Annotated in this window: 26 protein-coding genes; 11 read left to right on the top strand and 15 right to left on the bottom strand. The window is 62.0% G+C overall.

All coding sequences use genetic code 11. The features are described from left to right. Window positions 1-31: 31 nt before the first annotated feature. Window positions 32-1,648 (bottom strand): ABC transporter substrate-binding protein, encoded by a 1,617-nt coding sequence (locus tag FFI94_RS02465; RefSeq protein WP_138871596.1) that lies wholly within the window; start codon window positions 1,646-1,648, stop codon window positions 32-34. Between the two features lie 364 nt (window positions 1,649-2,012). Between FFI94_RS02465 and acs the strand changes: the two genes are divergently transcribed. Continuing rightward, window positions 2,013-3,944, top strand: a complete 1,932-nt coding sequence (gene acs / locus FFI94_RS02460) for an acetate--CoA ligase (protein WP_138871595.1) — start codon at window positions 2,013-2,015, stop codon at window positions 3,942-3,944. A 160-nt stretch (window positions 3,945-4,104) separates the two neighbouring features. Further along, complete coding sequence (locus FFI94_RS02455; RefSeq protein WP_138871594.1) at window positions 4,105-5,787, top strand: cytosine permease; 1,683 nt, start codon at window positions 4,105-4,107, stop codon at window positions 5,785-5,787. Between the two features lie 55 nt (window positions 5,788-5,842). On the opposite strand, the gene FFI94_RS02450 is transcribed toward FFI94_RS02455, so the two are convergent. Beyond that, window positions 5,843-7,228, bottom strand: coding sequence for an MFS transporter (locus FFI94_RS02450; RefSeq protein ID WP_138871593.1), 1,386 nt, complete (start codon window positions 7,226-7,228; stop codon window positions 5,843-5,845). A gap of 212 nt (window positions 7,229-7,440) precedes the next feature. Between FFI94_RS02450 and nhaA the strand changes: the two genes are divergently transcribed. From nhaA to FFI94_RS02435, 3 genes are read left to right on the top strand one after another with little or no spacing between them, the layout of a single operon-like run. Beyond that, a complete protein-coding gene (gene nhaA, locus FFI94_RS02445; protein WP_138871592.1) occupies window positions 7,441-8,688 on the top strand; it encodes a Na+/H+ antiporter NhaA in 1,248 nt (415 codons plus the stop codon). After that, the gene (locus tag FFI94_RS02440; protein ID WP_138871591.1) at window positions 8,685-9,194 is read left to right on the top strand and encodes a phage holin family protein; all 510 of its coding nucleotides are present in this window, start codon (window positions 8,685-8,687) and stop codon (window positions 9,192-9,194) included. The genes nhaA and FFI94_RS02440 overlap by 4 nt, the downstream gene beginning before the upstream one ends. Before the next feature lie 10 nt (window positions 9,195-9,204). Then, a complete protein-coding gene (locus FFI94_RS02435) occupies window positions 9,205-10,137 on the top strand; it encodes an alpha/beta fold hydrolase (RefSeq protein WP_138871590.1) in 933 nt (310 codons plus the stop codon). A 4-nt stretch (window positions 10,138-10,141) separates the two neighbouring features. On the opposite strand, the gene marP is transcribed toward FFI94_RS02435, so the two are convergent. The 4 genes from marP to nth are packed head-to-tail and all read right to left on the bottom strand — an operon-like array spanning window position 10,142 to window position 13,480. Next, the gene (gene marP, locus FFI94_RS02430) at window positions 10,142-11,332 is read right to left on the bottom strand and encodes an acid resistance serine protease MarP (protein WP_138871589.1); all 1,191 of its coding nucleotides are present in this window, start codon (window positions 11,330-11,332) and stop codon (window positions 10,142-10,144) included. After that, window positions 11,329-12,048, bottom strand: a complete 720-nt coding sequence (locus FFI94_RS02425; RefSeq protein ID WP_138871588.1) for a CoA pyrophosphatase — start codon at window positions 12,046-12,048, stop codon at window positions 11,329-11,331. The genes marP and FFI94_RS02425 overlap by 4 nt, the downstream gene beginning before the upstream one ends. Next, entirely contained in the window at window positions 12,045-12,698 is a 654-nt protein-coding gene (locus FFI94_RS02420; RefSeq protein WP_138871587.1) for a TlpA disulfide reductase family protein, read from the bottom strand. The genes FFI94_RS02425 and FFI94_RS02420 overlap by 4 nt, the downstream gene beginning before the upstream one ends. 5 nt (window positions 12,699-12,703) lie before the next feature. Continuing rightward, window positions 12,704-13,480 (bottom strand): endonuclease III, encoded by a 777-nt coding sequence (nth, locus tag FFI94_RS02415; RefSeq protein ID WP_138871586.1) that lies wholly within the window; start codon window positions 13,478-13,480, stop codon window positions 12,704-12,706. 80 nt (window positions 13,481-13,560) lie between these two features. On the opposite strand from nth, the gene FFI94_RS02410 reads away from it, so the two are divergent. From FFI94_RS02410 to FFI94_RS02385, 6 genes are all read left to right on the top strand, one after another. After that, window positions 13,561-13,824 carry a hypothetical protein gene (locus FFI94_RS02410; protein ID WP_138871585.1) on the top strand — a complete coding sequence of 88 codons (264 nt, stop codon included), beginning with the start codon at window positions 13,561-13,563 and terminating at the stop codon, window positions 13,822-13,824. Between the two features lie 279 nt (window positions 13,825-14,103). Further along, entirely contained in the window at window positions 14,104-14,778 is a 675-nt protein-coding gene (locus FFI94_RS02405; RefSeq protein ID WP_003943506.1) for a Crp/Fnr family transcriptional regulator, read from the top strand. A 129-nt stretch (window positions 14,779-14,907) separates the two neighbouring features. Beyond that, window positions 14,908-15,378, top strand: a complete 471-nt coding sequence (locus FFI94_RS02400; protein ID WP_138871584.1) for a nuclear transport factor 2 family protein — start codon at window positions 14,908-14,910, stop codon at window positions 15,376-15,378. Between the two features lie 15 nt (window positions 15,379-15,393). Next, window positions 15,394-15,954, top strand: coding sequence for a TetR/AcrR family transcriptional regulator (locus tag FFI94_RS02395; protein ID WP_138871583.1), 561 nt, complete (start codon window positions 15,394-15,396; stop codon window positions 15,952-15,954). 118 nt (window positions 15,955-16,072) lie between these two features. Next, window positions 16,073-17,347 (top strand): carboxylesterase family protein, encoded by a 1,275-nt coding sequence (locus FFI94_RS02390; RefSeq protein ID WP_260683814.1) that lies wholly within the window; start codon window positions 16,073-16,075, stop codon window positions 17,345-17,347. 50 nt (window positions 17,348-17,397) lie between these two features. Next, entirely contained in the window at window positions 17,398-18,324 is a 927-nt protein-coding gene (locus tag FFI94_RS02385; protein ID WP_138871581.1) for a LysR substrate-binding domain-containing protein, read from the top strand. 54 nt (window positions 18,325-18,378) lie between these two features. Here FFI94_RS02385 and FFI94_RS02380 read toward each other — a convergent pair whose 3' ends face one another. The 9 genes from FFI94_RS02380 to FFI94_RS33535 all read right to left on the bottom strand — a co-directional run bounded on the left by FFI94_RS02380 (window position 18,379) and on the right by FFI94_RS33535 (window position 25,732). Continuing rightward, window positions 18,379-19,725, bottom strand: coding sequence for an MFS transporter (locus tag FFI94_RS02380; protein WP_138871580.1), 1,347 nt, complete (start codon window positions 19,723-19,725; stop codon window positions 18,379-18,381). Between the two features lie 173 nt (window positions 19,726-19,898). Continuing rightward, window positions 19,899-20,894: an amidohydrolase family protein gene (locus tag FFI94_RS02375; RefSeq protein ID WP_138871579.1), complete on the bottom strand. Its 996-nt coding sequence runs from the start codon at window positions 20,892-20,894 to the stop codon at window positions 19,899-19,901. A 3-nt stretch (window positions 20,895-20,897) separates the two neighbouring features. Then, a complete protein-coding gene (locus FFI94_RS02370) occupies window positions 20,898-21,419 on the bottom strand; it encodes a 3-hydroxyanthranilate 3,4-dioxygenase (RefSeq protein ID WP_138871578.1) in 522 nt (173 codons plus the stop codon). Continuing rightward, complete coding sequence (locus FFI94_RS02365) at window positions 21,416-21,868, bottom strand: RidA family protein (protein ID WP_138871577.1); 453 nt, start codon at window positions 21,866-21,868, stop codon at window positions 21,416-21,418. Before FFI94_RS02365 ends, FFI94_RS02370 begins: the two co-directional genes overlap by 4 nt. Next, a complete protein-coding gene (locus FFI94_RS02360) occupies window positions 21,865-22,638 on the bottom strand; it encodes a 2-keto-4-pentenoate hydratase (RefSeq protein WP_138871576.1) in 774 nt (257 codons plus the stop codon). The genes FFI94_RS02365 and FFI94_RS02360 overlap by 4 nt, the downstream gene beginning before the upstream one ends. Window positions 22,639-22,684: 46 nt before the next feature. After that, the gene (locus FFI94_RS02355) at window positions 22,685-24,160 is read right to left on the bottom strand and encodes a 2-hydroxymuconic semialdehyde dehydrogenase (RefSeq protein ID WP_138871575.1); all 1,476 of its coding nucleotides are present in this window, start codon (window positions 24,158-24,160) and stop codon (window positions 22,685-22,687) included. A gap of 146 nt (window positions 24,161-24,306) precedes the next feature. Then, complete coding sequence (locus FFI94_RS02350) at window positions 24,307-25,092, bottom strand: MBL fold metallo-hydrolase (protein WP_138871574.1); 786 nt, start codon at window positions 25,090-25,092, stop codon at window positions 24,307-24,309. After that, window positions 25,092-25,562 (bottom strand): RidA family protein, encoded by a 471-nt coding sequence (locus tag FFI94_RS02345; RefSeq protein WP_138871573.1) that lies wholly within the window; start codon window positions 25,560-25,562, stop codon window positions 25,092-25,094. The genes FFI94_RS02350 and FFI94_RS02345 overlap by 1 nt, the downstream gene beginning before the upstream one ends. Further along, window positions 25,559-25,732, bottom strand: a complete 174-nt coding sequence (locus FFI94_RS33535) for a hypothetical protein (RefSeq protein WP_092805866.1) — start codon at window positions 25,730-25,732, stop codon at window positions 25,559-25,561. Before FFI94_RS33535 ends, FFI94_RS02345 begins: the two co-directional genes overlap by 4 nt. Between the last annotated feature and the right edge of the window lie 12 nt (window positions 25,733-25,744).

Raw genomic sequence — 25,744 nt, 5'->3', positions numbered from 1 at the left:
CTCACGTTTCAGATGCGGATCGTTCTACGCGTCAGTTCTTTTCGATGTCTTCGTAGACCGGAATGCCATTCCAGCTGATGGTCACGTTGGAGACGTTCTCCGACCATCCACTGGCTGCGTTGCGGTACCACGTCGGAACTGCAGGCAGGTCCTTGAGCAGGACTTCCTGAGCCTGGTCGAGCAGATCCTGAGCCTTGGCCTGATCGGTCTGGCCGGCCGATTCGCGCAGGAGGCGGTCGAACTCGGGGTTGGAGTAATCACCGTCGTTGGAGCTGCCACCGGTCTGGTAGTTCTGTGCCAGGAAGCCGTACTGCTGCGGGTAGTCACCCTGCCAGCCGGAGCGGAATGCACTCTGAATGGTGCGGTTGGTGGCTTCGGTGCGGATCTGAGCGAAAGTGGCGTACTGCTTGCCCTTCGCGTCGATGCCGAGGGTGTTGCGGATGCTGTTCGACGCGGCGTCGACCCATTCCTGGTGTCCACCATCGGAGTTGTAGGCGATCTCGAAGCTGCCGGACCACGGTGCGATGGCGTCGGCCTTGGCCCAAGCAGCCTTAGCTGCCTCGGGATCGAACTTCACGTTGCCGTTACCGGTCAGCGAGTCGTTCCAGCCCTCGATTGCGGGACTGGTGAAGTCGAGCGCAGGCGTCCTGGTCTTGTTGTAGATCTGCTGCGTGATCTGATCGCGGTTGATCGCCATCGAGATCGCCTGACGACGGAGCATGCCCTCTTCGCCGCTGAAGTGCGGCAGACGAGCCGGGATCGTGAACGTCTCGATGGTCGCCGACGGCTGGTTGACCGTGCGTCCGGCCAGGTCCGTCTCGAAGGTCGTGACGGCACTCGGCGGAACCTGGTCCAGAACGTCGACGTTGTTGGCCAGAAGGTCGGTGTACGCCGTGTCGAGGTTGTTGTACATGATGAAGTCGACGCCGGCGTTCTTCGGATTGCGGTTGCCGTTGTAGTCCGGGTTCACGACCGTGTCGATGCGGACGTTGTGCTGCCACGCGCCGGTTCCGTCGAGCTTGTACGGACCGTTGCCGATCGGATTCTCACCGAACGCGGTCATGTCCGTGAACGCGACCTCAGGCAGCGGGTAGTACGCCGTGAAGCCGAGGCGATCGGGGAACGCCGACTCGGGTTGCTTGAGTTCGATGGTGAAGGTGGAATCGTCCACGACCTTCAGACCCGACATCGTCTGTGCCGTCGGAACCTCGGCGGCAACTTCGTCGTAGCCCTGGATCGGATCGAAGAACGAAGCCTGAAGCTGAGCATTGGTGGAGAGGGCGCCGAAGTTCCACGCGTCGACGAACGACTTCGCAGTGACGGGGGTGCCGTCCGTGAAGGTCCAACCGTCCTTGAGCTTGACGGTGAAGTTCTGACCGTCGGTGCTCTCGATGGACTCGGCAACCTCGTTCTCCGTGCCGCCGGCGGCGGTGTACGAAACGAGACCGGCGAACAGGGAGTCGAGAACCCGACCGCCCTGGTTCTCACTCGTGTTCGTGGGGATGAGCGGGTTCTGGGGCTCGCCCGCCCAGGCGTTGACGACGCCGCTGGACGATCCGCCCGACGAATCGCCGGACGAACATGCCGTGATCAGCACTGCCGTCATTCCGAGCGCGACCGCGCCGGTCGCTATGCGTGAGATACGCAAAGGAATTCCTTCCACATCTAATAGACCCCGAGCATCCTCGTGGCCTGCCGACAGCCGTAACTGCCGGCGTCGTGTCGCCAACAACTGAAAGTGAACGTAACTTCGAGTTGTGGTCGAATAATGGTTTGACAATAGACACATCGAACGCGAAGCGCGCACCGCCCCCATTGTTGGAAATTTGGGGGTAATTGAATTCGGACACACTCATTCGTCGGCGGAAGCGACCACCCGTCGCAGCAATTCGACCGATCGTCGCAGGACAACGCGTTGCAACGTGATGCAACGGTGCGTTTGCGCGAGCTTGTGACTACCCTCACACGGAGTCAGAAAAGTGTCGATCAAAGTGGAAAGAAGGCCGTCAGCCATGACAAGCGCAGCCGAAACAGACGTCCCCCAGGCATATCCGCCGAGCGCAGAGTTCGCTGCGGCCGCCAACGCTGGACCGGAGTTGCAGGCTGCCGCAGATACCGACCGCCTTGCTTTTTGGGCGAATCAGGCTGAGCGCCTTCACTGGCACGAGAAATGGACAGACGTCCTCGACTGGACCGACGCCCCTGTCGCCAAGTGGTTCGTCGGCGGAAAACTCAACGTCGCCTACAACTGCGTCGACCGCCACGTCCTCGCCGGCAACGGTGACCGCGTCGCCATCCACTTCGAAGGCGAACCCGGCGACAGTCGCGACCTCACCTACAACGACCTCCTCGCCGAAGTCAGCCGCGCCGCAAACACTTTCACCGACCTCGGCCTCGTCGCCGGTGACCGCGTCGCCATCTACATGCCGATGATCCCCGAAGCGATCGTCACCATGCTCGCCTGCGCCCGCCTCGGACTAACCCACTCGGTCGTCTTCGCCGGATTCTCCGCCACCGCCCTGCGCTCACGCATCGACGACGCACAAGCCAAACTCGTTGTCACCGTGGACGGTCAGTGGCGACGCGGCGCCGCAGCACCCATCAAGAGCGCGGTCGACGAATCCGTCGCCGGCGCCGACTCGGTACAGAACGTGTTGGTGGTCAACCGAACCGGCATCGACGTCGAGTGGACGCCCGGCCGCGACCTGTGGTGGCACGAGACCGTCGCACAGGCATCGCCCGAGCACGAAGCGCAACCGTTCGACGCCGAACATCCCCTGTTCATCCTCTACACCTCGGGCACCACCGGAAAGCCCAAGGGCATCATCCACACCTCCGGCGGATACCTCACCCAAGCCTCCTACACCCACCACAACGTCTTCGATCACAAAGCCGGACAAGACGTTTACTGGTGCACCGCAGACATCGGCTGGGTCACCGGACACTCCTACATCGTCTACGGCCCCCTCTCCAACGGCGTCACCCAGGTCGTCTACGAAGGCACCCCCAACTCCCCCGACGAGCACCGCCACTTCAACATCATCGAGAAGTACGGCGTCTCCATCTACTACACCGCACCCACCCTCGTGCGCACCTTCATGAAGTGGGGCCGCGAGATCCCCGACGCCCACGACCTGTCGTCCATCCGCCTCCTCGGCTCCGTCGGCGAGCCCATCAACCCCGAAGCGTGGCGCTGGTTCCGTGAGGTCATCGGCGGCAACAAAGCGCCCATCGTCGACACCTGGTGGCAGACCGAGACCGGCGCGATCATGATCTCCCCGCTGCCCGGTATCACCGCCACCAAGCCCGGATCCGCCATGGCGCCGCTCCCCGGCATCTCAGCCAAGATCGTCGACGACGACGCCAAGCCCCTCGGCCCCGGAGGCAACGGCTACCTCGTCCTCGACGAGCCGTGGCCGGCGATGCTCCGCGGCATCTGGGGCGACATGGACCGTTACCGCGACACCTACTGGTCCCGCTACGCCGAAGAAGGCTGGTACTTCGCCGGTGACGGCGCCAAGTACGACGAGGACGGCGCCCTGTGGGTCCTCGGCCGCGTCGACGACGTCATGAACGTCTCCGGCCACCGCATCTCCACCTCCGAAGTGGAATCGGCACTGGTCAACCACCACGGCGTCGCTGAAGCCGCCGTCGTCGGCGCCGCCGACGAAACCACCGGACAGGGCATCGTCGCGTTCGTCATCCTGCGTGAAGGCGTCGAAAACACGGGCGAGGTCCTCATCGCAGAGTTGAAGGCTCAGGTCTCCACCGACATCAGCCCGATCGCCAAGCCCCGCCAGATCACCATCGTGCCGGAACTCCCGAAAACCCGATCCGGCAAGATCATGCGCCGCCTCCTACGCGACGTAGCCGAAGGCCGCGACCTCGGAGACACCTCAACCCTGGTCGACCCCAAGGTATTCGACGCAATTCGCGGTAAGTAGAGCCCTGCAGCCTTGTGCGCCTTTGTCAACCGCCCGCGGTTGACAAAGGCGCACAAGGCGAAGCCCCCTCCGCAACATGGGCGACACATTTCAATCATGCCCACGTAATGACAGCTCCCTAAGTTGAGTGCCTGCAGCACACACAAGGGGGAGTGATGTCATGACAGCAATCAACGAGCGACCGTCCGGCGTAGCACCGAATACGACTCGAGCCGGCGAGAACACAGCACTGAAGGAAACATTGGAGGACTACACCCTCCGATTTGCTCCACGCAGCTACCGCAAATGGGGAACCGGCGTTGTTGCGACGTCCGCACTCGGCGGAATCGCGTACCTCGCGGACTTCTCGATCGGTGCCAACATCGGCATCTCGTACGGCACCGGTAACGCACTCTGGGGAATTGCGGTATTTGCCGTTGTCATCATGGCCACCGGATTTCCACTCGCCTACTACGCCGCGCGATACAATATCGACCTCGACTTGATCACGCGCGGAAGCGGTTTCGGCTACTACGGCTCGGTGGTCACCAACGTCATCTTTGCGACGTTCACGTTCATCTTCTTTGCACTCGAGGGTTCGATCATGGCCCAGGGTTTGAAACTGGGGCTCGGGATTCCACTCTCGATCGGGTACGCCGTCTCCACTCTGATGGTCATCCCACTGGTGATCTACGGAATGAAAGCTCTCGCAAAGCTTCAGGTGTGGACCACACCGTTGTGGCTGGTCATGATGGTGCTGCCGTTCCTGTATCTGCTGTTCAAGCACCCCGATTCGGTGAGCGCGTTCTTCGCGTTCGGCGGCGAGGACGGAGCGAACGGCAAGGGCATCAATTTCGGATCCGTGATGCTGGCCGCTGGTGTTTGTCTGTCCCTGATCGCTCAGATCGCCGAGCAGATCGACTACCTACGGTTCATGCCGCCCAAGACCCCCGAGAACACTCGCCGCTGGTGGGCCGCAGTGATTCTCGCCGGACCAGGCTGGGTCGTCTTCGGCGCGTTCAAACAGATCGTCGGACTGTTCCTGGCCGTATACATCATCGCGAACGTCGTCGACGGTTCTTCGATCGCCAACCAGCCTGTGCACCAGTTCCTCGAGATCTACCAGGACATGATGCCGCACTGGCTGGCCATGACACTGGCCGTGATCCTCGTGGTCATCAGCCAGATCAAAATCAACGTCACCAACGCGTATTCCGGCTCGCTGGCCTGGACCAACTCGTTCACCCGCGTCACCAAGACCTACCCGGGACGCATGATCTTCGTTCTGGTGAACCTGGCGATCGCACTGATCTTGATGGAAGCCAACATGTTCGAATTCCTCAACACCATCCTCGGCTTCTACGCCAATTGCGGCATCGCCTGGGTCGTAGTGGTCGCGTCCGACATCGCAATCAACAAGTACTGGTTGAAGCTCTCCCCGAAGGTGCCCGAGTTCCGACGCGGAATGCTCTACGACGTCAATCCGGTCGGCTTCGTGTCGATGCTGCTCGCTGCCGGCATCTCGATCCTGGTGTTCTTCGGCGCATTCGGTTCGGCAATCAAGCCGTTCTCACCGATCGTCGCCATCGCGATCGCACTCGTGATGCCCCCGATCCTGGCCATCGCCACCAAGGGCAAGTACTACCTACGACGCACCGACGACGGTATCGACCTGCCGATGTTCGACGAGTACGGAAACCCGTCGGGTGAAACGCTGATGTGCTGTGTCAGCGGAATCGAGTTCGAGCGTCCCGACATGCTTGCGTCGAACATTCCCGGCCCGAACGGCGAGAAGCAATACATCAGTTCGCTAGCGCTGAGCACCGACAAAACGGGCAAACACGTCTTGCCGGCCCAGTTCTGAAAACTGCTGTGCGCCTTTATTAACCGCCCGCGGTTAATAAAGGCGCACAGCAGGGTTACGCCCCTACATCATCGAGCGATTCGTCCTTCGTCTCCCGCATGACGAGCAGTGCGACAAACGTCAGAGCCGACGCGACGAGTAGGTAGATCCCGACCCAGCCGACGCCGTAGTGGTCGACCAGGTAGACCGCGATGAACGGCGCTACTGCCGCACCGAGGATGCTTGCGGTGTTGTAGGCGATACCGGAACCGGTGTATCGGACGTTGGTCGGGAACAGTTCCGGGAGAACAGCACTCATCGGTCCGAAGGTCAGACCCATGAGGATCATGCCCACAACGAGGAAGGCCAGCATGCGGCCGTCACTCATCCCGTCGGTGTGCAGGAAGAGTCCGAACGTGAGGCCGAACAGCATCATGGTTCCGGTGATGACGAGCAGCGTGATCCGTCGACCGTAGCGGTCGGCCAGCCACCCGGAGACCGGGACGGCAGCTGCGAAGAACACAACCGCGATGAGCTGCAGGACAAGGAAATCCGTGTACTTGAAGCCCGCTCCCGTGCCACCTTCCGCTGCGGTTTTGCCGATTCCGTAACTCAGGACCCACGTGGTCATGAGGTAGAACAGCGTGTAGGTGGCGAGCATGACGAACGTGCCGATGATCAGCTGACGCCAGCTTGTCTTGAATACCTCGGCGAGGGGTGTCTTGACCTTCTCGCCGCGCTCGACTGCGCGGGCGAACACCGGCGTTTCCTCGAGCCGCAGACGCACGTACAGGCCGATCATCACCATGATTGCGCTGAGCAGGAACGGAATTCGCCAGCCCCACGAGAGGAATGCTCCGTCGAGGTCCGGGTTCGCGCTGTCGTGGTCCATCATCAACGAGATGGTCAGGAAGAGTCCGTTGGCAAGGAAGAAGCCGATGGGTGCGCCCAACTGTGGCCACATGGCCGCCCAGGCGCGTTTGCCTTCCTTCGCGGTTTCGGTGGCAAGCAGTGCTGCTCCGGACCATTCACCGCCGAGGCCGAGCCCCTGACAGAAGCGCATCAGGGCAAGTAGTGCTGGGGCGAGCAAACCGACTTGAGAATAAGTCGGCAGCAGGCCGATGAGGAAGGTTGCGACGCCCATCGTGAGGAGCGAGCCGACGAGTGTCGCCTTGCGGCCCACCCGGTCGCCGAAGTGACCGAACAGGATCGAGCCGAGCGGACGCGCCACGAAAGCCAGACCGAATGTCGCCAGCGACGCGAGGAGCGCGGTGGTGTCGTTGCCTTTGGGGAAGAACAGAAGCGGGAAGACCGACACCGCTGCTGTTGCGTAAATGTAGAAGTCGTAGAACTCGATCGACGTGCCGATCATGCTCGCGACAACGATCCGGCGGCGAGGTACGCCGCCGACAGTTTCACCGCCGGCTGGCGTCGGCGGGTTCTTACTCAGTGACGTGCTCACGCGTGGTGCTCCTGCAGCTATACGAACATTGCCCAATTGGTGGGATGAATCTCAGTCAGTAGGAATTGAACACCCTGCGCGTTTTCCCGCGCAAATTCGGGTTTTGGACCGAATCCGCGATAAAATTCCGTAAAGGTGAGCCGGGAAGTCTGGTCGGCACGTGATTCGTCGCGTCCACATGTCTGCCAACCGAACAAAGGCGTTGCACCCGCGTGATCTCCACACTGCGTTCCGAACTGTCCCGATACCTCCGCACCGAAACCGTCGGCGGCTCGATCCTGCTGATCGCCGCCGCCATTGCTCTGATCTGGGTGAATTCACCGCTCGGCGACAGTTACCTCGCGCTGCGCGACTTCCAGATCGGACCGTCGTCACTGCATCTGAACCTGAGTCTCGGCACCTGGGCGCAAGACGGTTTGCTGGCCATTTTCTTCTTCGTGGCCGGGCTCGAACTCAAACGCGAGCTAGTTGTCGGCGAGCTCTCCGATCGCAAAGCCGCAGCGCTTCCGATCATCGCAGCATGTGGCGGAGTTCTCGTTCCCGCGCTCATCGCGGCATCGATCGGCTTCGGCACTCCGGGGATGGACAAGGGCTGGGCGATCCCCGTCGCCACTGACATCGCGTTTGCCCTCGGCGTCCTCGCCCTGACCGGTTCCCGGATTCCGGCCAGTGCCCGCGTGTTCCTGCTCAGCCTTGCGGTAGTCGACGACCTTCTGGCCATCATCTTGATCGCGGTGCTGTTCACCGCGTCGATCGCGATGTTGTGGCTACTCACCGCCGCGGCGGCGCTGGCCGTGTACGCCTACGCCCAGCACAAACGCATCACGACGCCGTTCCTCTATGTGCCGCTTGCCTTGCTCACTTGGTATTCGATGCACGAGGCCGGTATCCATGCCACCCTCGCCGGCGTCGCACTCGGTCTACTCACTCGCGTTGTCCGCGACAAGGACGAGGAATACGCCCCCGGCAGCCGACTCGAACATCGCATCCAGCCGTACTCCGCCGGCTTCTGCGTTCCGGTGTTCGCACTGTTCGCGTCCGGCGTTCCCATCAACGCCGAGGTTCTCGGCGACATCTTCACCGATCCCGTCGGGCAATCCGTTTTTGTCGGCCTCCTCGTCGGCAAAACTGTGGGAATCTTCGGAATTTCCCTGCTCGCGATCAAATTGGGCATAGCCACGAAACCCAAGACACTCGAACACAGAGACATGTTTGCCCTCTCAGTGCTCGGTGGCATCGGGTTCACCGTTAGCCTGCTTGTAGCAGACCTCGCACTGGACGGGGTCGGCGATGGCAGTGAGGCCGAAATAGCGAAGGCCGCAGTTCTCGTGACATCGTTGATAGCGTCGCTGATCGGATCAGCGCTGCTGTGGCGACGTGGACGGGTTCATGCGGCGCGAGCCGAGGCCGATGCCAGAGCCACAGACGCGAGAGAACTACCTGGAGAGGTCGACAAGTGAGCGTGACCAACGGAGAGAGCCAACGCTTCACCGGAGATGGGGTGCCGAACACGGTGTCGTCCATTCCTCTCACCGACGTAGACGCCCGGACACCGGCTGAGGCCTCGATCGGCGCGCTGGTCAGGGATGCGACGGCTCAGGTTTCGACACTGGTGCGTGCCGAGGTCGAGCTTGCCAAGGCCGAAGTCACCGGTGAGGTCAAGAAGGGTCTGCAGGGCAGCGTCTTCTTCATTCTGGCCTTCACTGTTCTGCTGTTCAGTTCTTTCTTCTTCTTCTTTTTCCTGGCGGAACTGCTCAGCGTCTGGCTCGAGCGTTGGGCCGCGTTCCTGATCGTGTTCCTGATCATGGTGCTGACCACCGCGGTACTGGCGCTTCTCGGTTATCTGCGGGTTCGCAAGTTGCGGGCTCCCGAGAAGACGATCGAATCGCTCAAGGCCGCGAAGAGCGTCATTCCCGGCAGCCACGACGACACAAAGCCGTCGGTCGACTTCAACGCGCGCAGGTAACGAAGCAGCTGTGTCAGCCCCAGATCCATCCACCGTCAGATTCGACGGCCCCTGGATTCACCGGGACATTCACGCCAACGGCATCCGGTTTCACGTCGTCGAGGTCGGCGACGCTGAGCCGGATGCTCCGTTGGTTGTTCTCCTGCACGGTTTTGCCGACTTCTGGTGGTCGTGGCGTCATCAGCTGACGGCACTGTCCACCCAGGGCTTCCGAGTAGTTGCCATCGATCTGCGTGGCTACGGCGACTCCGACAAACCGCCACGCGGATACGACGGTTGGACGTTGGCCGGCGATGTGGCCGGGCTGATCCGGGCGATGGGATACGGCAAGGCCACGCTGATCGGTCATGCCGACGGCGGCCTGGTGTGCTGGGCAACAGCGATCCTGCATCCACGTCTGGTTCGGTCGATCGCTCTGGTGTCGTCGCCGCATCCGCACGCGCTCAAACAATCAGTCCTCCGCGACCGCTATCAGCGCAAGGCCCTCTTCCCGTCGTTCCTCGCGAATCAGCTTCCGTTCCGCCCGGAACGGCGTCTGACAGCCGACAACGGAGCCGAAGTTGAGCGTCTGGTGCGTTCGCGCTCGGGTCCTGGCTGGCCCGAGCAGACCGAGTTCGACGACGTTGTATCGAAATTGCGCTCGGCGATTCGCATCCCGGGGGTCGCGCACTCGACGTTGGAGTACCAGCGGTGGGCGTTCCGAAGTCAGCTCCGCACCGAGGGACGCCGGTTCATGCGTCTGATGGATCAGACTCTGCACATTCCGATCCTGCAGATACACGGCGAACTCGACCCGTACATTCTCACTCGGACAATCCGACGCGGTCGGCGTTGGGCGCCTGGCGAACAGTTGCACCCCGTCCCCGGAGTCGGTCATTACGCCCACTGGGAAGCCCCACAGCGCGTCAACGACGCGCTCCGGGACTTCCTGGCAGCCGACTAGCTACTCAGAGGATGCAGACGCCGGTGGAGACGGGCGTCGACGCGCTTTCCGCCATGGCGAGTTGGCGCGAGACCTCATTGGCAGTGAGTACGAACCCGGTGTCGCTGTCGTCGATGGCAGCGCCGAACACGACGCCGAGCACCTCGCCCTGATCGTTGACCATGGGCCCACCGGAATTCCCCTGTCGAATCGATCCACGAACCGTGTACACCTCACGTTGTGTGGTGCCGGCCTTGTAGATGTCCGGGCCGTTGAGGTTCAGGATTTCGCGGACACGAGCCGCGCTGGCCGTGTACGGACCACCACCCGGATATCCGAGCACCAGTGCGTTGTCCCCGGTTTGAGCGGGTTGTGCTGCGAACGGCAGAACCGGCGCCTCGAGTCCAGGCACCGCGAGGATCGCGATGTCGACGGAGGAGTCGAAGAGCACAACCTGAGCGGGGAGTGCGCCCTGCATCGTGTCGACGGTGATGCTCTCGGTACCCGCCACGACGTGCGCGTTGGTCATGACACGCTCAGGAGCGACGATGAACCCGGAACCTTCGAGTGCACGCTGGCAGCTCGGCGCGACGCCGTTGATGCGCAGGACACTCGGACGCAACTGAGCGGCCAGCGGGCTCGCCAGGACACTCGCGTCGGGTGCTTCCACTTCAGTGATGGGTGTGCGGCCGAACGGACCGATGACATCGGGCAATCCCGATGTGTCGAGCAGCGCCGAGAATTCCGCCGGAATCTGCCTCAACCATTGCGGCGCGAGGTCGTCGACACCGGCCAGCACGTTCGAGCCGCGGACTGCTGCTGCGACGTTGGGCTGAGACGACGACGTCAGCGGAATGGCCAGCAGCCACGCGGCAACCACCACGGCAACGGCTTGAAGCCCTGCGCCGATCACACTGTCCACCGATCTCGCGGCCGGGGAATGCATACCGCTACGCGCGGCTCGGCCCAGAACCATGCCGGCAACTTCGCCGATGATCACCAAAACGACGATCAGTGAAATACCGGCGAGGATGCGCAACTTGCCCTCGGTTACGTGCACCAGGACATGCGGTGCCAGGAGAATTCCGGCAACAGCACCCAGAATCACACCGACAAAGGCCAACGCCGACGCCACCGCGCCCTGACGCCATCCCGATGTCGCGGCGATGAGCGCCACCACCACGATCGCAAGATCGACCCACCGCGAACCTGTCATCGGGGAACCGCCGAATCTTCGATGTCTTCGCCCAGTTCTGCGAGCGCTGTGTCCAGGTCACGCACGTCGTGATGATCCCAGGGGATTTCCCAGCCGGACACCTCGAAGAGCCCCGCGAGTATTCCGGCAGTGAAACCCCATACGAGCATGCCGTCGGCCGTGAACGCCGGGCCTTGGTACCCGGCCTGGTGACGTACCTGGAAGCGGTTGTCCGGGTCGAGCAGAGTGCGCAGCGGAACCCGTGCGACGCGGCCGACCTCGCCGGAATCCTGGATGCCCACGGTCACCGGATTTTCCCAATAGGCGATCACCGGAGTCACGTCGAATCCGGACGGTGGAATGAATATCTCGGGCAGCGTCGCCAGCGGGAGTACCCCGCTCGGGTCGAGACCTGTTTCTTCCTGCGCCTCGCGCAGCGCTGTGCCGATCGGACCGTCGTCGCCTTCGTCGGCGGCGCCGCCGGGAAAGGCGACCTGCCCACTGTGCTGACGCATGGTCGACGCCCGCTGTGTCAGCAGTACGTCGGCGTCGTCCGGCATCCCACCGAGGCACAGAGGATCGGCTTCCCGGGATCCTCCGAAGAGAACGAGTACCGCAGCGGGCCGGGTTGCCGTCCCGCGTGGCGGACGACGGTCGAGCACCGGGTTGAGCCGATGTGGATCAGTGGGCTGGGTGCTGGATACGGCACGTAACCATTCGGGAACCGATGAGCTCATACGACAACTCCCAAATACTGCGCCGTGGCGGCAGCTATCTCATCCGCACTGCGGAACGGTTGAGGCAACACTTTCGCGACGGTTCCGTCGGGACGAATGAGCACCGAGACCGGCAGCACGGGTGGCGCGCCGACGGCTATCTGCACCTTGCTCGAGCCGTCCTGAACGCCGGGTAAGCGAACGGAATAGTCGATCAGTCGGGTCAAAGCATTTTCCTGGTTCGGATCGGAATGCACGGTCAGCACAGTCACACTGTCCCCCGCGCGATCCGCAAATTCCTGCAAATGCGGCAGTTCTTCGGCGCATGGCGCGCACCAGTAGGCCCACAGGTTCAGCAACGCGGGCTTACCTCCCAGCGCGGCAGCAAGATCGACAGAGCTTCCGTCGGAAACACAGTCGAGAGTGATTCCGGTGAGCGCGGCGCCGGCCGGAGCTTCGGCGGTAGGCGTCGGGCACGCTGCCAGTCCGGCTTGCCCGCGAAGCTGATCGAGCGATTCGGACGACGGCGTGAACGTCGGCGGCTGGTAAGCGGACGTCGAGGAACCGCCAGTCGAAACCGGGGTGTCCTCTCCCCCGCGCGGCCAGATCGCAACAGCGAGCGCAACAACAACCGCAAGCACGACAAGGGACCACCGAGCAGCATTGGACATGTGGGTCACAACCCGGCCAGAGCGAGCAGATGCTCCGTCTCCGGACCCTTCACCAGCGCGGCAGCCTCCGCTTTGTCGGTGGGGCCAAGGCCGTACGACGGGCAGTCCTTGGCCAGCACGCACACTCCGCACGCCGGCTTACGCGCATGACAGACGCGTCGTCCGTGGAAAATCACACGATGTGACAGCAGGGTCCATTCCTTACGTTCGATCAATGCCCCGACGGCATGTTCGACCTTGACGGCATCTTCTTCGTCCGTCCACTTCCACCGACGAACCAGTCGTCCGAAGTGGGTGTCGACGGTGATTCCCGGGACGTCGAACGCATTTCCCAGAACCACATTGGCTGTCTTGCGACCGACTCCCGGCAACGTCACGAGGTCGGCAAGTTTGTTGGGCACTTCGCCGTCATAACGCTCGAGCAGTGCCTGACCCAATCCGATCAACGAGTTGGCCTTGTTCCGGTAGAAGCCGGTTGACCGGATGTACTCCTCGAGTTCGGTCCGGTCGGCTTCTGCGTAGGCCTTGGCGTCGGGATAACGGGCAAAAAGAGCTGGGGTGACCATGTTGACGCGGACGTCAGTGCACTGTGCCGACAGGATGGTCGCCACCGTCAACTCGAGGGGCGTCGTGAAGTCGAGTTCGCAGTACACGTGGGGGAAGGCGACGGCTAGTTTCCGGTTCATCCGGCGCGCGCGACGGACGAGCGCCAACGGGGTTTCCTCGCCGCGAGAGCCGCCAGACCGGCGGGTCGCTGAGCGCTCGGTCGGGGTGGTCTGCACTCAAACAACTGTACGGATACGCCCCGACATGACATTTGGTCGTGTCGATTCCGAGATATTGGCCGTGTTTACTTTCCTCTATGCAAGGACTCGCCGTGATTCTCTTCCCAGTGCTGTTGATGCTTTTTGCGCTGGCCATGGAGCGGGTCGAACGGAGATTGCGTCGACTCTCCGTTCGGGAGAACGAAGTGGCGGAGTTCCTCGATCAGGCCGGTCCCGACGACGTCGCGTCGCTGGCCACCGATGGGTTCCCGCACGCGTTTGCCCGCTTCCACCTGCGCCGGAAGGGTCGATCAGCCAGCGCTCCGCGGCAATCGGGCGGCGGCGAACTGCCTACCCGCTAGGCGATCGACGAGTCATACAAGGTAGTCACTTTTATTCGCCATCAGGATAATTTCGACGCTTTCGTGGCATCAATCACTCGTGCCGAGCGCGTGGGACGTAGACTTCGATGCCGTACCTGTTGTATTCAACACGGATTGTGTCGGACGCAGCGTCTCGCTCGCACGAGCGAACGCCTGCGTGTGGGCGGTTCGTGCGTACAAACCAAGCACAACCGGGTACAAAGTTAGATAGCGCAAAAAATGACACCACAAACGAACAAATCCCAACAAGGAGCGCACGTGGACGACGTCCTGGCAAGAGCCGGCATCTTCCAAGGAGTCGAGCCCTCAGCGGTAGCGGCGCTGACCAAGCAGCTGCAGCCCGTCGACTTCCCCCGTGGACATGTCATCTTCAACGAGGGTGAACCCGGTGACCGCCTGTACATCATCGTGTCCGGCAAGGTGAAGATCGGTCGACGCTCACCTGACGGTCGCGAGAACCTGCTGACGATCATGGGTCCGTCCGACATGTTCGGCGAACTGTCCATCTTCGACCCCGGTCCCCGCACCTCGACGGCCACCACCGTCACCGAGGTTCGTGCCGTGAGCATGGACCGCGACGCTCTCAAGGCTTGGATCCAGCAGCGCCCCGAAATCGCCGAGCAGCTGCTCCGCGTTCTCGCACGTCGCCTGCGTCGTACCAACAACACACTCGCGGACCTGATCTTCACGGACGTCCCCGGCCGTGTCGCCAAGGCACTGCTGCAACTCGCGCAGCGCTTCGGCACTCAGGAAGGTGGCGCACTGCGCGTCACTCACGACCTCACGCAGGAAGAGATCGCCCAGCTGGTCGGCGCTTCTCGTGAGACCGTCAACAAGGCGCTCGCCGATTTCGCTCATCGCGGATGGCTGCGCCTCGAAGGCAAGAGCGTCCTGATCTCGGATTCCGAGCGTCTGGCTCGTCGCGCACGCTAGTTCTTCCTTTTCGGCTCTTTCGGCCGCTCCCACTCCGGTGGGGGCGGCCGAAATTGTTTCTGGACTTCGATTGTACCTATCAGTACAGTTTGTACCGATAGGTACACATCCGAATCGAGAGGTCGCATCATGACTGTGCGAGCACCCATTCCGCCCTTCACCTACGAAACCGCAACCTGGAAGGTTCGCCTTGCCGAGGACGGATGGAACTCACGCGACCCCCACAAGGTTTCACTGGCGTACACACCGGAGAGCTGGTGGCGCAATCGGTCGACGTTCGTCACCGGCCGATCCGAGATCGTCGAACTTCTGACCGAGAAATGGAACCGTGAACTGGACTACCGCCTGATCAAAGAACTGTGGGCTCACGGCGACAACCGCATCGCGGTTCGATTTGCGTACGAGTGGCACGACCGGGGCGGGCAGTGGTTCCGCTCCTACGGCAACGAGAACTGGGAGTTCGACGCCGACGGCCTCATGCACCATCGTCACGCCAGCATCAACGACGTCCCCATCGCGGAATCGGAGCGAAAGTTCTTCTGGGACTCGACCGGACCACGCCCGCACGATCATCCGGGCCTGAGGGAGCTGGGCCTGTGATGAAAGGATGATCACATGGCGAGACAGGTAGCTGAACGCTCCGACACGATCCCCGCCCTCGCGGGCGTGTTCCGAACGTACGGGTTCGACGGAGCCAGTCTGGCGATCATCGCCGAACACACCGGTTTGGGCAAAGGCAGCCTCTACAACTTCTTTCCGCGCGGGAAGGAAGAGATGGCAGAGGCAGTACTCGACGAGGTCGACCGATGGTTTCGCACCGAGGTCTTCGAACCGCTTCGAGCAGAGTCGGTTCCACCGGCGCAGCGCATCGCGAGCATGTTCGCTACTGTGGCCGACTATTTTCGGTCAGGGGAACGCATTTGCCTGTTCGGCGCATTTGCACTCGGCGAAGAACGAAACCGCTTCGGCGCCAGGGTGCGAACCTACTTCGACGAATGGATCGCCGGACTGACAACCGCGCTTGCCGGCACCGATGATTCCACCGGACTTGCCGAAGAAGCAGTGGCCGGGATCCAAGGCGCGATCGTGATGTCCCGAGCACTGGATGACGACGCCGCGTACAGCCGGGTGACGATGCGACTCGAAGATCGACTGGTACAGGCCCTCTCGCCGTAATGCATACCGCACGACCACAAAGGCATTTGTGCCGCGGCATTCAGCTGGCATGCTCGACAATGCACTCTCGAACCGACAGGCCCACGGAGAAGGGAACCCATTGCCCGAGTCTGAGACGGTGATCGCATCCACAACTTCGGGGAAGGTCCGCGGCCGAAAGCGTGACGGGTCGTACTACTTCGGTGCGATTCCCTATGCCAGCGCCTCGCGATTCGAGAAACCGCGGCCAGTGGAACCGTTCTCCGACGTGTTCGACGCCACAGCTCCCGGAACGGTGTTCCCCCAACCACCTTCACGTCTCGAACGGATCATGGGACCACCGCACCCCGATCCGGAGCAGAGCGAAGACAGCTTCACCGTCACCATCACCACCCCCTCGTTGACCGGAAGCCGACCCGTCATGGTGTGGCTGCACGGCGGTGGATACTCCAGTGGCGGCGGCTCCCTACCCTGGTACGACGGCGGTTCGTTGTCGTCCGAAGGCGACGTCGTCGTGGTGTCGGTCAACTATCGCGTCGGCGTGCTCGGATACCTCCTTCTCGACGGCGTCACCGAAGGCAACCTCGGGGTCCACGATCAGATCACGGCGCTCGAGTGGGTACGCGAGAACATCGAGGCATTCGGCGGCAACCGCGATTCCGTCACTGTGTTCGGCCAGTCCGCCGGCGCTCATTCCATCGTTAACCTGTTGAGCAGTAACAACTCTCGAACTCTGTTTCATCGAGCAATTCTGCAGAGCACCCCGCGCACGGACCTCAACTTCACGCAAGCTGCGGCAATCGAGAACGGCAAGACATTTGCCCGACTGCTCGACGGCGATCCGCGAACCGCGCCGCTCCCCCACATTCTCGACGCATTCCGCGGCACGGCAATCGAGTTCAGCCGACGGTCTCCCAACGTCGTTCAACCGCCTTTTGCACCGATCGCCGAGTTGGCACCGGTGGCCCGGACTTTTGGCGCAGCGCCGGACGTCATCGTGGGATACACCCGCGACGAGGGATCCGCTTTCCTGCGCGACGTTGCCGGAGCACCCGATCCCGAACGCGTCGCCGAAAAAGCACTGACACAGAACATGTTTGCCGAACCGGCGATGGAGCTGGCCGACGCGTTCACCGAAGCCGGTGCGTCGGTGTACACGTATCGCTTCGACTGGACACCGACCGACAACGTCTTCGGCGCCACTCACTGCATCGAACTACCCTTCGTGCTGGGAACCGAGCAGTCATGGCATCGCTCGCCGATGCTGGGCAGCAGCGACTGGCCGAGCATCGACGCACTTGGCCGTCGTGTGCGCCGGCATTGGACAACGTTTGCGCACACGGGAAGTCCGGACAGCAGCGAAACGTGGGAGAAGTACACATCGGCCCAGCCGATCGGAATCACCTTCTCCTGAGCAACTTCGGGCGCCTACCCACCAGGAGAAATCCCGTCTAGGATTGCTCCATGGACATGCCCAAGCTCCTCGACGGGCGACTCAAACTCCGCCATCTCCTGCTCGTCGACGCATTGAGCCGTCAGGGCAGTGTGGTCGGTGCCGCTGCTGCACTTCACATCACGCAGCCGGTCGCAACGCGTAGTCTGCACGATATCGAGTCCATTCTCGGTGTCTCGCTCTTCGACCGTGGCCCACGCGGCATCACCCCGACAATTTTCGGTGAGGCTTTCACCACCCACGCCCGGGCAGTGATCGCGCAGCTGACCGAAGCGGGCCGGCACGTCGTCGAGCTTGCCGACGCCAATCGCGGAACAGTCATCGTGGGAACACATCTCGCCGGCTCCAACGTTCTGCTGCCCGGGGCCATCGCGCGACTGAAGGTCCAGCACCCGCTACTGACCGTGATCGTCCGAGAGGGCACTCCGGAGCAGTTACTCACCGATCTGGAGGCCGGACGTATCGACCTCATCGTTGGCCGACTCACAGCACCGACAGACGACCGAGCCGTCAGGCGCAATCTCTATGCCGAGTCGGTTGAACTTGTTACCCGAGTGGATCATCCACTGACCAGTCGCGATGACGTGCACCTCGACGAGCTTCGCGAGTTCCCCTGGATCCTGCCCGGCGTCGAGACGGTGCTCCGACGTGAACTCGAGGAGTTCTTCGCCACGAACGGTCTCCCGTTGCCCGAGAACCGGGTAGAGGCAACGTCATTCCTCACTGTGCGACAGCTGTTACTGGAAACCGACATGATCGCAGTTCTTCCGAGTCTGATTCATCGCGACGACACCCGCTTGACCACACTCCCGATCACCTTGGACCCCATCGGCCACAGTGTGGGTCTCACGTCGTCGGCGACAAGGACGTCCAGTCCGTCGGCGCAGGCTCTGATCGCGTCGTTACGCAGTTTCGCGGAAGAACTCATGAACCAGTGAAAGCTCGAAAGCCCGCTCCCGGCGCGGGAGCGGGCTTTCGAATATCGTTACACGTCAGGCGTTTTCTGCCACCCGAACCTCTTCGTGCTGCAATCCGCGTGACGAGTCGGGCACCACCTTGAACAGTGCTATCGCGCCGACCAGGCTGATCGAGCAGATCGCCGCGAGGTACCACGTCACGCCCACAGAGGATCCCGTGGCGTCCAGCAGAGCTGTCGCAATCATCGGAGCCAGTCCGCCGCCGAGAATCGCACCACTCTGCAGAATCAACGACGAACCCGAGTATCGAACCTTGGCCGGGAACGTATCCGCAATGATGCTTCCCTGAACGCAATGGGTCACCGGAATGATCAGGCCCATTCCCAGGAACGCCACGACCGCAACAACCTTGTTCTCGGTGTTCAGCAGCGGGAAGAACACGATGCACCACAACAGGATTGCTGCGGATCCGCCGATGAACATGTGCCGTCGACCGTACTTGTCGGCCACCTTGGTCCAGATCGGGATGGAGACGAACCACAGGACTGCTGCCGCGGTGACGCTGAGCACCAGGAATTGTTTGTCGTAGCCAAGGTGTTGAGTTCCGTACGAGAGGGTGAACACCATGAAGGCGTAAGCCACGGCGGAGTTCGCCAAGCACGCGGCCAGCGTCAGTGACAACCGCGGGAACCCGACCTTGAGCGACTCACGCAGCGGGAACCGAACGATCTCACCCTTCTCCATGATTCCGGCGAACGAGGGCGATTCGGTAACCCGCAACCTGATCACCAGACCGATCGCCACCAGAACGAAGCTGAGCAGGAACGGTATACGCCAACCCCACGATTCGAATGCCGAGTCCGACATCAATGCACTGGTGGTCAGGAAGATACCGTTGGCCAGAACAAGTCCGGCGGGCGTGCCCATCTGGGGGAAACCCGCATACAGGTTCTTCTGCCCGGCCGGCGCGTGCTCCATCGACATCAGCGTGGCACCGGCACCCTCGCCGCCGAGACCGATGCCCTGGACGACTCTCATCGCTACCAGTAGTACCGGCGCCCAGAATCCGATGGAATCGTAATTCGGGATGAGCCCGATCAGCGTGGACCCGACTCCCATCATCACCAGAGACACCACAAGCGTCGCCTTGCGACCGATCCGGTCACCGAAGTGCCCGAACACCAAGCCGCCAACAGGCCTCGCGATGAAGCCGACCGCAAAGGTACTGAAGGCTGCGAGGGTGCCGGCTGTCGGACTCAGGCTCGGGAAGAACTGCTTGTTGAAGATCAGCGCTGCTGCTGTTCCGTAGAGAAAGAAGTCGTACCATTCGAGAGTTGTCCCGGCGAGGGTTGCCATGGCAACCCGGCTGCGGGCAGCTTTCTCCGGCAACGGCTTTCCGTCACTGGTTACGCTTGTGGTCATCGCGGATACCTATCGATTGGATGAGGGGCAGGACGGAAGGTGAATTCTGTTTTTGTCGAGCGAGTTTCAAAGGTTGCCTGAAATATGGGTTGCCTGAATTATGCTCACTTGAGACATGACTCACAAATGCCGAAATCACCGTTCGTCATACCGGAAATGGCATAGCTGAAGGATCAGCAGATCCCCAGGAAGCGTTCCGCATTTCCCCGTGAAATCAGTTGGCGCGCAGTATCGTCCAGGAACTCACTCTTGCGCACCACCTCACCGACCGGCCGCTCACCGAGAGGATACGGGTAGTCACTTCCCACCATCACCCGGTCCACGCCTACCGTGTCGACCAGTAGTCGCAGTGCACGGTCGTCGAAGACGACGGAATCCACGTAGAACCTGCCCAGGTAGTGCGACGGCGGGAACTCCGATGTACCGATGATGTCGTTGCGGCCGTGCCAGGCGTTTTCCATCCGGCCGAGCCAGAACGCGAAAGATCCACCACCGTGGGCAAATCCGATCTTGAGCCGGTCGTCGATCTTGTCGAACACGCCGCCGAGGATCAGCGCGAGTATCGACAGATGCGTTTCTGCGGGCATGGCGGTGAGCCACTGCGCCATCCACCGATCCAGGCGCGGCGAGGACGCCATGTCCCACGGATGCACGAACACAGGAACATCCAGTGACGCGCAGTGCTGCAGGAACGTCACGACGCCTTCGCTGTCGAGATCGAGGTCGCCGACGTGATTGCCGATCTCGACACCCCGGTGCCCGTTGGCGATGCACCGTTCGAGTTCACGGCACGCGGCATCGGTGTCTTGCAACGGAACCTGACAGAACGGGATGAGGCGATCTCGAGCGGGTTCGACGATCTCGAGTGCCAGGTCGTTGAAGATCCGGGAGATGCGATCGGCCTGCTCGCCTGTTCTGCCGTAGTTGAAGAATGCCGGTGTCGGCGAGACGACCTGCGTGTGGACGCCGTCGGCATCCATGTCACGAAGGCGCACTTCGGCGTCCCAGGCATCGGACTGGATACGGCGGAACTCCTTGGTGCCCATCATGATCATGGCTTCGGTTTCCGACTCCACCTTCAGCCACGGCGCGTCCGGGCCGGCGTCGCCGGTGAGATCGGGCCACCCATTCGGCACGTAGTGGGTGTGAATGTCGATCATGTTGCTCATCGCTCAGCCCTTGCCGGGATGGAGCGTGCCGCACTGGTCACATGTGCGAGCGTCTTCACTCTCGTAGAACGTGACGAAGACCGGGGGAAGATCGGCCACGATATCGCGGACTTGGAGTTCGACTTCGTAGATCTTGTGGTTGCATTCAAGGCAGTACCACTGGAAGTGCTCCAATGTTCCTTCCTGCCGCACCCTTTCGATCACCAGGCCGATCGATCCCGCGGTGGGGCGCTGCGGTGAATGCGGCAGATTTCCCGGCAGCAGCCAGCTTTCACCTTCACGGATATCGACTCGCACCGGTCCGTCGTCAGTCATGACATTGACGTGGATGTCACCTTCGACCTGATAGAACCACTCCTCGTACGGATCGAGGTGGTAGTCGGTTCGCTGGTTGGGGCCGCCCACAACCTGCACGATGAAGTCGTCTCCCAGCGCCATCGTCTGATTGTTGACGGGCGGCTGCAGCAGGTGGCGGTTGTCGTCGATCCACTTCTTGAAGTCGATGACGGGAGGAATCGTGGTCATGATGCATTCTCCGTATCTTCGGACGCTGAGCGCTTGGCGGCGGGCACGTACGCCACGCCGGAAATTTCGATGAGCAGGTGCGGGTGGGGCAGTTGGTGAACTGCCACTGTGGTTCTCGTCGGACCGTTTTCGTCGAACAGTTCGGCGTACACCTCGTTGTAGCCGCCGAAGTCGTTCATCGACACCAGGTACGAGGTGACCTGAACCAGATCACTCAGTTCTCCGCCCACTTCGGCGAGGATCGCCGCGATGTTCTCGATGACGGCGCGTGTCTGCGCCCGAATATCGAGCGCCGTGGTGCCCATCTCGTCGACCTCGACGCCGACAAACGTGTTGTCGGGCCGACGCGAGCTGGTGCCGGAGACGTAGACGAAGTCTCCGACCACCTTGACGTGCGGGAACTTTCCGCGCGGCTTGGCCAGCTTCTCGATGACCTGCGCCCCACTCATCGCTTCACACCTCTCACCGTGACGGTGCCAAGTCCGTCGATGCTGCACTGTGCGACTCCCTCGTCGAGTCGCACAGCCGCAGTCGCCGCGCCGGCCAAGATCACGTACCCGGCGCGCAACGGAATTCGGCGTCGGCGCGCGATATCCACCAAGGCCTGCAACGCACGTACGGGATCTCCGAGTATCGCTGCCGTCGAGCCGGTTGCCGTTTCGCTGCCTACCTCCATCCGCACCACCAGGTTCGCGGCACTGCGCAGCGGCTGCCACGGGCCGATCACATACCCGGCAGCACTGGTGTTGTCGGCGACAACATCGGTGTAGGTGAACCGGAAGTCGCGGTAACGCGAATCGATGATCTCCATCGCCGGAGCCACCGCGTCGACGCAGGACTCGATGTCCACGCTCGGGTCGTCGAGATCGACGTCCTTCGACAGTCGGTACGCGACTTCGGGTTCGATCTTGGGGTGGATGAACGCCGACAGGTCCAGATCACCGCCGTTGTCCACCGCCATCGCATCGGTCAACTGCCCGACGATCACTTCGGAGACACCCATCTGTGCCATCTTCGCTTGGCTGGTGAAGCCGAGCTTGACACCGACAACGGATTCGCCACGGGCAGTGCGGCGTTCGAGGAGAAGGTTCTGAATCCGGTACGCGTCGTCGATGTCGATGGTGTGATCATCGGCGAGGCTCGGGGTGTCGGTGCGACTCTGCGCAGCGTCGTCGAGGCGACGCGCGAGCGCGAATACGGTGTCTTCTGGGGCTGTCATCACGCCTCGCTCATTTCTGGGGACTGAACTACTGCTGCTTCGATCTTCACAGTTGCACACACACATTCGTCGGTTCGGTGTAGAAGTGCAACGAAGACTCGCCGCCCTCGCGCCCGATGCCGGACAGACCCATGCCGCCGAAGGGAGACCGGAGCTCACGGGTGAACCACGTGTTGACCCAGGAGATTCCGACGTTCATCTTCTGAGCGACGCGGTGTCCACGACGCAAGTCGTTGGTCCACACCGATGCCGCCAGGCCGTACTCGGTGTCATTCGCCAAGGCGATCGCTTCGGCCTCGGTGTCGAACGGAATCAGTGCCGCGACGGGTCCGAAGATCTCCTCCCGCACAGCGCGATCCTTGTTGGTCAAGCCCGTCCACAGGGTGGGTTCGATCCACGATCCGCCGGCCAGATTCTGCCCGAGATCCGGAATACCGCCACCGGTCAACACTTTTGCGCCCTCCTGCTCGGCGATCTCGAAGTAGTCGAGAACCTTCTTCCGGTGCGCCTGCGAGATGAGGGGTCCGGTCGTCGTCGCAGCGAGTGTCGGGTCGCCCAGACGCAAACCGGCAGCTCGCTCCACGAGTCCACCGGCGATGTCGTCGAAAATGCTGCGGTGCACGTACACCCGTTCGGTGCACAGGCAGACCTGGCCGGTGTTGGTGAACACCGACTTGGTCAGGCCCGTCAGCGCTTCGTCGATGTCGACGTCGTCGAACACGATCGCGGCGTTCTTGCCGCCGAGTTCGAACGAGACCGGGCGTACCCGCGGGGCAACAGTTTTCATGACATGTGAACCGGTTGCCGACGATCCCGTGAAGGTGACTCCGTCGATACCGGGGTGAGTGGTGAGGAACTCGCCCGCGGAATTCGCGCCGAACCCGTGGACAACGTTGTAGACGCCGGCAGGCAGGCCGACCTCTTCGAGCACCTCCGCCAGCAACGACGCTGTTGCCGGGGTCTCTTCGGAAGGCTTGACCACCACCGAGTTTCCGCATGCCAGGGCGGGCGCAACCTTCCAGGTCAGGAGAAGCAGCGGCAGGTTCCACGGCACGATGACGGCAACCACGCCGAGCGGCTTGCGGATCGCGTAGTTCAGCGCCTGCTTGCCGCCGGCAAGATCGGTGACAAACGATTCCTGGCCGGCCGCGGCAACGATGTCGGCGAAGGTGCGGAAGTTCGTCAGGGCGCGCGCAACGTCGAGTTCGCGGGCCTGCGTGATCGGCTTGCCGGTGTCCGCCATTTCTGCGGCGACAAATTCCTCGAATCGCTCCTCGATCCGATCGGCGGCCCGTCGCAGCAGCGCGGTGCGCTCGCGGACCGGTGTATCCGCCCAACCGTTGTCCAGGGCACGCCTGGCGGAGGTCACGGCCCGATCGACCAGAGCCCGGTCGGCTTCGTGGACCTTGGCCAGAACACGGCCGGTTGCGGGGTCTACCTGGTCGAAGCTCGACGACGCGTCGGGTTCGACATAGGAGCCATCCACGTAGTTGCGGATCCATCCGTCGCAGTGTGAGGTCATGGACCAACTATTGGCCCCGAGCCCATATCAAACAAATGCAAAAACTGCCGTCAGCTATACCTGGATAGGTATAACGGGCGGCAGTTCCGCTATACAGCTCAGCGACTACGAACTTCGGCGACTACGAACTTCAACGACTACGCACTTCAGCGACGCAGATACGCCAACTGCACGTTGACGGATTTTTCCGCAACCGGCCACAGTTTGGGATCGACGTCCGAGTAGACGTGCTCGACAATCTCACGAACCGATGCCGAATTGCCGAGCACGGCCAACGCAGCCCGCACCTGATCGAGCCGCTCCTCGCGATGCGCGAGATACTGTTTTGAAATCTCGTGCAGGTCAGGCAGTTCCGGACCGTGTCCGGGGAGAACGGTTCGCCCGTCGCCGAGCTCGATGAGCGCATGCAACGACGCGAGGTAATCCCCCAGATCGCCGTCCGAATCATCGAGAACCGTTGTGCCACGGCCGAGTATCGTGTCGCCGGTCAGCACGCTGCCTTCGTTCTCGATGACGATCGAGACGGAGTCCGCGGTATGGCCGGGGGTCGCCACGATACGCAGGCGCAGCCCGGCAACCTCGATGAGTTCGCCGTCGACAAGCGTCGTGCCGTCGCCGCGCAGGAACTCGGGAGAAACGGAACGCACTGGCGCCGAGGTCAATTCATGAAGACGGCTCACACCGCCGGTGTGGTCGAAGTGCCGATGCGTGATCAAGACCAACGCCACTTGGCCGACTCCGGCCACTCGCTGCAGGTGTTCTTCGTCGTTGTCACCGGGATCGACGACGACATATTCGTCGCTGCCCGGCGCCTGCAGAATCCAGGTGTTCGTGCCGTCGAGCGTCATCATGCCCGGGTTGTTCTCGAGCATGACGGACGCGATATCGGTGACGCGGCGAAGCTGCGCGTATGCGGGATGAACCGTTGTCATCAGCGAACTTCTACGATCAGTTCCACCTCGACAGCGGAGCCGAGGGGAAGTTCTGCAACACCGACAGCGGAGCGGGCGTGAATGCCCTCGTCGCCGAAGACCTCGACGAGGAATTCGGAGGCGCCGTTGATCACGCCGGGCTGACCGGTGAAACCTTCAGCAGAAGCTACAAATCCGACGACCTTGACGACACGAACCAGGTTGTCGATGCCGACCAGGGCGTTGATCGCGGCAAGAGCGTTGAGGGCACAGACACGCGCGGCGGCCTTTGCATCTTCATCCGACGCATCCGCACCGAGCTTGCCCGTCAACGACAGCTTTCCCTCGACAAAAGGCAACTGGCCGGACGTGTAGACGTGATCACCACTGCGAACCGCAGGGACGTAGGCAGCGACCGGCGCCGCAACTGCGGGCAGCTCGATGCCGAGTTCCGCGAGACGCGCTGACCAGGTCTGCGTTGTTTCGGTCATGCGCCGGCGACCTTCGGACGCTTGAGGTACGCGACGTGCTGTTCGCCCGACGCGCTCGGAAGAACCGTCACCAGTTCCCAGCCGTCGACGCCCCAATTGTCGAGGATGGCCTTCGGGTTGTGGACCAGCAACGGAGTAACGGTGTATTCCCAGGAAGTCAATTCACTCATGTGGTGAGCCTA

The sequence above is a fragment of the Rhodococcus sp. KBS0724 genome (assembly GCF_005938745.2).
Lineage (GTDB): Bacteria > Actinomycetota > Actinomycetes > Mycobacteriales > Mycobacteriaceae > Rhodococcus_F.
This window is presented reverse-complemented; position numbering and strand designations above follow the sequence as displayed.